This window comes from Aeromonas sp. QDB20 (assembly GCF_027707805.1).
GTDB lineage: Bacteria > Pseudomonadota > Gammaproteobacteria > Enterobacterales > Aeromonadaceae > Aeromonas > Aeromonas dhakensis.
In genome coordinates, this window is record NZ_JAPCJC010000003.1 from 377,774 (window position 1) to 383,826 (window position 6,053).

A 6,053-nucleotide genomic window follows, 5' to 3' on the forward strand; every position below is an offset into this window, starting at 1 on the left:
TCGCTCCCAGACAACGCCCGGCCCCTGCCGGGCGTTGTCGTTTGTGGGCCGGTGCCCATTTGACATGGGGTGGCAGATACGTACCCTGACCGCAGTTTCACGCACAGGAGGATGGGATGAAGGAGACGATTTTTCGCTGGCTGGCCGGGCTCGGACTGGAGGTGACCGGCATGACGGGGCTGGTGATCGCCCTCGGCTTCATCGTGCTCACCTCGCTGGTGCTGCACATGCTGCTGCACCGGGTGTTGCTGGTACGGCTGGTGGGCGTGCTCGGCAAGACCATGCAGGTGTGGCTGCCGCCCCAACTGCAGCAGCGGCTGTTCTACCGGCTCGCCTTCGTGTTGCAGGGGGCCGTGTTGCTGGGGCAGGCCGAGATCTGGCTGCCGCGCGACTCCGAAAGCCTGCAGCTCATCGAGACGGTGGCCCAGCTCTGGATCCTGCTGTTCCTGCTGCTGGCGCTGTTCGCCTTGCTCGACTGCCTGCTGTCGGTGAGCCGCTATACCCGGCTCGGGCGGGATCTGCCCCTGCGCGGCATCTTCCAGGGGGTGAAGCTGGTGGGCAGCATCCTGGTGGGCATCCTGATGATCGCCCTGCTGCTCGGCAAGTCGCCGCTGTTCCTGTTCAGCGGCCTGGGTGCCATGACCGCGGTATTGATGCTGGTGTTCAAGGACCCCATCCTCGGGCTGGTGGCCGGTATCCAGCTCTCCGCCAACCGCATGCTGAGCGTCGGTGACTGGCTGCAGATGGACAAGTACGGCGCGGATGGCGAGGTGACCGACATCGGCCTCACTACGGTCAAGGTGTCGAACTGGGACAAGACCATCACCACCATCCCCACCTATGCCCTCATCTCCGACTCTTTCAAGAACTGGCAGGGGATGACAGAGTCGGGCGGGCGGCGCATCAAGCGCAGCGTCAACATCGACATGACCAGCGTGCGCTTCCTGACGGCGGACGAACAGCTGCAGCTCAAGCAGGCCCAGCTGCTGGCGCCCTATCTGAGCCGCAAGGAGCAGGAGCTGAGCGCCTACAACCAGCAGCTGAGCGACGCCATCAGCTGCCCCATCAACGGCCGCCATCTCACCAACCTCGGCACCCTGCGCGCCTATCTGGACGCCTACCTGCGCGCCCACCCCGGCATTCGCAAGGACATGACCCTGATGGTGCGCCAGCTGGCGCCGACCACGGACGGCCTGCCGCTGGAGATCTACTGCTTCACGGCGACCACCGCCTGGGCCGATTACGAAGGGATCCAGGCCGACATTTTCGACCACATTTTTGCCATCATTGAGCAATTTCATCTGCGGTTGCACCAATCTCCCACAGGTTACGATATGCGCGCCTGGCAAAAGGGGTGAACGGCCATCAGACAAGGGCTGGCGGCGGATAAAAAAAGCGATATTAATCGCTGACCCGCCGCCACTTGTCAGTTGAAATTTGCCCGGCAGAGGAGAAAAATGGCGGCCTTCTCTCCGCCCCCGGATCGCCTGCCGCTCCCGGGTCAGCCCAGAGTCTTGAACCACGTCATCCATTACAGGAAAGTTATGAAGCTCCTCCACACTACTGCGGCCGCGCTGTGCTGCAGCCTCCTCTTGGGCGCCGCGCCTGCGCTCGCTGTTGAATACGCCCTGCCTGCGGCCAACAGCCGCCTGGTGGGTGAAAATCTGGAATACGTGGTCCCGGCCGAAGAAAACGGCCAGCCGCTGGAGGCCGCTGCCGCCAAATTCCAGCTGGGGCTGACCAACATGCTGGAGGCCAACCCCAAGGCGGATCCTCTGCTGCTGCAGACCGGCGAAAAGCTGATCGTGCCGCACCAGCTGATCCTGCCGGATGCGCCCCGTGAAGGGATCGTGCTGAACGTGGCCGAGATGCGCCTCTACTACTACCCGAAAGGTAAGAAGGTGGTGGAAGTGCTGCCCATCGGCATCGGCCAGCTTGGCACCGACACCCCGGAAAACTGGGTGACCAGCGTGCAGCGCAAGAAGGCGGGCCCGACCTGGACCCCGACCGCCAAGATGCATGCCGAATATGCCGCCCGTGGCGAGACCCTGCCGGCTGTATGGCCGGCCGGCCCGGACAACCCCATGGGGCTGTTCGCGCTCTACATCGGCAAGATGTACGCCATCCACGGCACCAACGCCCAGTTCGGTATCGGCCTGCGGGTGAGCCACGGCTGCGTGCGCCTGCGCAACGACGACATCGAGTACTTGTTCAAGAAGGTGCCGGTCGGTACCCGCGTCCAGTTCGTCAACCAGCCGATCAAGGCCAGTGTCGAGCCGGATGGCCGCCGCTACCTGGAAGTACATCAGCCGCTCTCCCGCAATCAGGAGGAGTTCAACTCCAGCCTGCCTGCGCCGCTGCCGATGACCCCGGCGGTGACCCGCTTCATCGCCCACGCCGACAGCGACTCCCAGCTGGTCAAGCAGGCGCTGGAGCAGCGCAGCGGCATGCCGATCGCGATCAACCGCTGATTGGCACCTGCCGAGATGGCCCCGACTTCTGGTCGGGGCTTTTTTTTGCCGCCGTGGCGGGATCGGGCCCCTGAACATGCCCGATGGATAAGCAGTTGCTGCGTCAGGATAAAATCTGGCGGAACGGGGCAAAGCTGGTCTGTTGGTTAAAGATGAAACGTTTATATTGTGTTTTCTGTTTGTTAAAAAAGGTTGAGGTCATGGGATCTGCTGATTAAGCTAGGGCGGTTTTTTTAAGGAAGAGTCCGTCGTCAGAACGGGCACACACGTCACATAACGGAGTTTTGAATGACAGCCAGCACACCCATGCTCATCACCTTTCTGGTGTACATCCTCGGGATGGTCCTGATCGGCTTTATCGCCTATCGCGCCACCCGCAACTTTGACGACTACATCCTCGGCGGCCGCCGGATGGGGAGCTGGGTGACCGCCCTCTCCGCCGGTGCCTCCGACATGAGCGGCTGGCTCCTGATGGGCCTGCCGGGCGCCGTCTTTATCGGCGGCATCTCCGAGAGCTGGATCGCCATCGGCCTCACCCTGGGTGCCTATCTCAACTGGCGCTGGGTCGCCGGCCGGCTGCGGGTACATACCGAGAAGAACCGCAACGCCCTGACCCTGCCGGACTACTTCACCTACCGCTTCGAGGACAAGAGCCGGGTGCTGCGCATCCTCTCCGCCCTGGTGATCCTGCTGTTCTTCACCATCTACTGCGCCTCCGGCGTGGTGGCCGGAGCCCGCCTGTTCGAGAGCACCTTCGGCATGAGCTATGACACCGCCCTCTGGGTCGGTGCCGCGGCCACCATCACCTACACCTTCTTCGGCGGCTTCCTCGCGGTGAGCTGGACCGATACCGTGCAGGCCACCCTGATGATCTTCGCCCTGATCCTTACCCCGGTGTTCGTCATCATCGAGGTGGGCGGCATCGACACCGCCATGGTGCAGGTGGCGGCGCAGAACGCCGGCAACCTCGACATGTTCAAGAACCTGGACTTCATCGCCATCATCTCGCTGATGGCCTGGGGCCTGGGCTACTTCGGCCAGCCCCACATCCTGGCGCGCTTCATGGCGGCGGACTCCCACCACTCCATGACCAATGCCCGTCGCATCAGCATGACCTGGATGGTGCTGTGCCTGGGCGGCGCCGTGGCCATCGGCTTCTTCGGCCTCTCTTACTTCTCCACCTTCACCGAGCAGGCTGGCGGTGTGACTGCCAACCCTGAGCGGGTCTTCATCGAGCTCTCCAAGATCCTGTTCAACCCCTGGATCGCCGGCGTGCTGCTCTCCGCCATCCTGGCGGCGGTGATGAGTACCCTCAGTTGCCAGCTGCTGGTCTGCTCCAGCGCCATCACCGAGGATCTCTACAAGCCGTTCCTGCGCAAGAACGCCTCCCAGCAGGAGCTGGTGTGGGTCGGCCGCGCCATGGTGCTGGTGATCGCGCTCATCGCCATCGCTGTTGCCATGAACCCGGAAAACCGGGTGCTGGGGCTGGTGAGCTACGCCTGGGCCGGCTTTGGTGCCGCCTTCGGCCCCGTGGTGCTGCTCTCCGTGCTCTGGTCGCGGATGACCCGCAACGGCGCCCTGGCGGGCATGCTGGTGGGCGCCCTGACCGTCATCGTCTGGAAGCAGTTCGGCTGGCTGGGGCTCTATGAAATCATCCCGGGCTTCCTCTTCTCCGGACTCGCCATTGTGGTGTTCAGCCTGCTGGACAAGGCCCCCTCCAAGGCCATGCTGGAGCGCTTCGACGACGCCGAGCGCGAGTTCCAGACCCCGCCGGATGCGCTGGGTCAGCCGGCAACCGTCAACTGAGTCGGCTACTGCCGATAGCAAAAAGCCCCGCGATGCGGGGCTTTTTTATGGCGCTCAGGCTGACATAGTCTGCTGCGCGGCTGTGTGCAGAGCAGGCCGGTCGGCAAGGGTCTCTGTTTACCCTTGCGCGGCGAGCCAGCGCTGCAGCAGCTGCACAAACAGCGCGGGCTGCTCGATGGGGTAGAGATGGCCGACATCCGCCACCTGCAGGCGCTGGCAGGCGGGGATAGCGTTGCCAAGGGCCTCGCACACTTGCGCAAACAGCGCTCTGGTCTGCGCGCCCTGCACGATGCAGGTGGGCACGCTGAGCGCGGCAAGGCGCGACGGCGACCAATCCGGCCGCTCGCTCTGGCTCAGCTGCTTGGGCAGGCTGGCGGCCTCCGCCAGTTGGGCCTGCTGCCACTTGAGGGGTTGTGCGGCAAAGTAGCCTGGGCGGTCCCCCGAGCCATCGATCAGGGTGGCCACCGCCTCTTGCAACTGCCCAGCTTCAACCTGATCAAACACGGGGCCGAACATGGCGCCGGCATCGGTCATAAAGGCGGCGAGCCCCTGCTCATCCAGCACCCCAGGGCAGCCCGGCTCCACCAGATAGAGGCTTCGGACGCGCTCCGGAGCTTGCAATGCGACCGTCAACGCTACATCCGCCCCATAAGACCAGCCGACCAGATGGACAGGCCCGCACGCCAGCTGTGCCAGCAGCGCCAGCAGATCGTCGGCATGGGTTTCAAGGCCGAAAGGCCCCTTTTTGCCCGCTTCGCCAAAGTGGCGCAGGGTGGGGGCATAGACGGTGTAGTGCTGTGAGAGCTGCTCGATATGTTCGAGCCAGAGGGTATGGTTGGCCAGCGCGCCGTGGATCAGCAGCAGCGGCTCACCGGAACCGGCCTGCAGGCAGGGCATTGGACTGCCATTGATCATAAAGGTGTGAGTCTGTGACTGCATATCAACGCCTCCTCGGCGTGTCGTAGAAGTGGGAGAATATATAGCAAGGGCCCAGCGGCCAGTAAGTGGGCGCTGTCAGATGCTTATAGGCTGGTGATAACCTCTATATGCAAAAGCTGGGTCATCAGAGGAAAACCTATAAATCCAGCTTATAGTGGCATCGGCGCACCTTGGGTTGTCTCAAGACGGTCGATATCAACCCCGCAAGGGGATCTTCCGATCCTTTTTTATTTCGTGGTGGGTTATTTGCGATTGTCCGAATACGCTACGCTATTCGAACCTACGGGCTGTATTGTCTATGATTTAAAACTCTTGGGCATAAATCACAACGGTATCATGTGCATTAATAATAGCTGCGTCAGCATATAACTCCTTTAGCTCCTGGTAAGTTAAGTTTCTCGAGCCAATTTTCCCACGATTAAACAAATGCTCAAATAGTTCAGATGAAAGAGATGTGTCTTTTATTCTTTCATATTCAAGAATGTCAGCTCCTTGAGGTCCTTTAGATTTACATTTTTCAATTTGACATATTGGAAGGTGTTCTCCTGATGAAATGAATTTTTGGTCTGATTTTTGTAATTTATCTGTAGGTCTTATAAAGCCGGAGCAGCATGGGAATCTATACTCTTTTTCAGAATTCTGCTGGCAGATTTCTTTATTACATACGAAAGCTCTCATTTTTTCTATTTGACATTTCATTCTATCATCAGAAAGATATAGTTTTTTATCTGTCCATATTTTGTATTGAACGATAACGATACCGGGAATTCAGATAATAAGTGCGACACTCATGGATGAATGGCGAGAGGTGGCCAACTGCTGATTGGTGGTACCCTT

5 protein-coding genes are annotated in these 6,053 nt (G+C 60.5%); 3 read left to right on the forward strand and 2 right to left on the reverse strand.

Annotation, left to right across the window (positions count from 1 at the left end; translation table 11 throughout):
- The first annotated feature begins 116 nt into the window (after positions 1–116).
- The 3 genes from PG897_RS05665 to putP all read left to right on the forward strand — a co-directional run bounded on the left by PG897_RS05665 (position 117) and on the right by putP (position 4,277).
- Complete coding sequence (locus PG897_RS05665; RefSeq protein WP_005304793.1) at positions 117–1,358, forward strand: mechanosensitive ion channel family protein; 1,242 nt, start codon at positions 117–119, stop codon at positions 1,356–1,358.
- A gap of 186 nt (positions 1,359–1,544) precedes the next feature.
- A complete protein-coding gene (locus PG897_RS05670; RefSeq protein ID WP_005304791.1) occupies positions 1,545–2,471 on the forward strand; it encodes a L,D-transpeptidase family protein in 927 nt (308 codons plus the stop codon).
- 288 nt (positions 2,472–2,759) lie between these two features.
- Positions 2,760–4,277, forward strand: coding sequence for a sodium/proline symporter PutP (putP, locus tag PG897_RS05675; protein WP_201880185.1), 1,518 nt, complete (start codon positions 2,760–2,762; stop codon positions 4,275–4,277).
- 117 nt (positions 4,278–4,394) lie between these two features.
- Here the strand turns inward: putP and PG897_RS05680 are convergent, their stop codons facing one another.
- The gene (locus PG897_RS05680) at positions 4,395–5,216 is read right to left on the reverse strand and encodes an alpha/beta fold hydrolase (RefSeq protein ID WP_201880189.1); all 822 of its coding nucleotides are present in this window, start codon (positions 5,214–5,216) and stop codon (positions 4,395–4,397) included.
- Positions 5,217–5,519: 303 nt separating this feature from the next.
- Positions 5,520–5,915 (reverse strand): hypothetical protein, encoded by a 396-nt coding sequence (locus PG897_RS05685; RefSeq protein WP_201880192.1) that lies wholly within the window; start codon positions 5,913–5,915, stop codon positions 5,520–5,522.
- Positions 5,916–6,053 lie beyond the last annotated feature (138 nt).

Bases quoted from the DNA above. Each gene is read 5' to 3' on its own strand.
- PG897_RS05665 (WP_005304793.1), top strand. From the start codon at position 117: ATGAAGGAGACGATTTTTCGCTGGCTGGCCGGGCTCGGACTGGAGGTG.
- PG897_RS05670 (WP_005304791.1), top strand. From the start codon at position 1,545: ATGAAGCTCCTCCACACTACTGCGGCCGCGCTGTGCTGCAGCCTCCTC.
- putP (WP_201880185.1), top strand. From the start codon at position 2,760: ATGACAGCCAGCACACCCATGCTCATCACCTTTCTGGTGTACATCCTC.
- PG897_RS05680 (WP_201880189.1), bottom strand. From the start codon at position 5,216: ATGCAGTCACAGACTCACACCTTTATGATCAATGGCAGTCCAATGCCC.
- PG897_RS05685 (WP_201880192.1), bottom strand. From the start codon at position 5,915: ATGAAATGTCAAATAGAAAAAATGAGAGCTTTCGTATGTAATAAAGAA.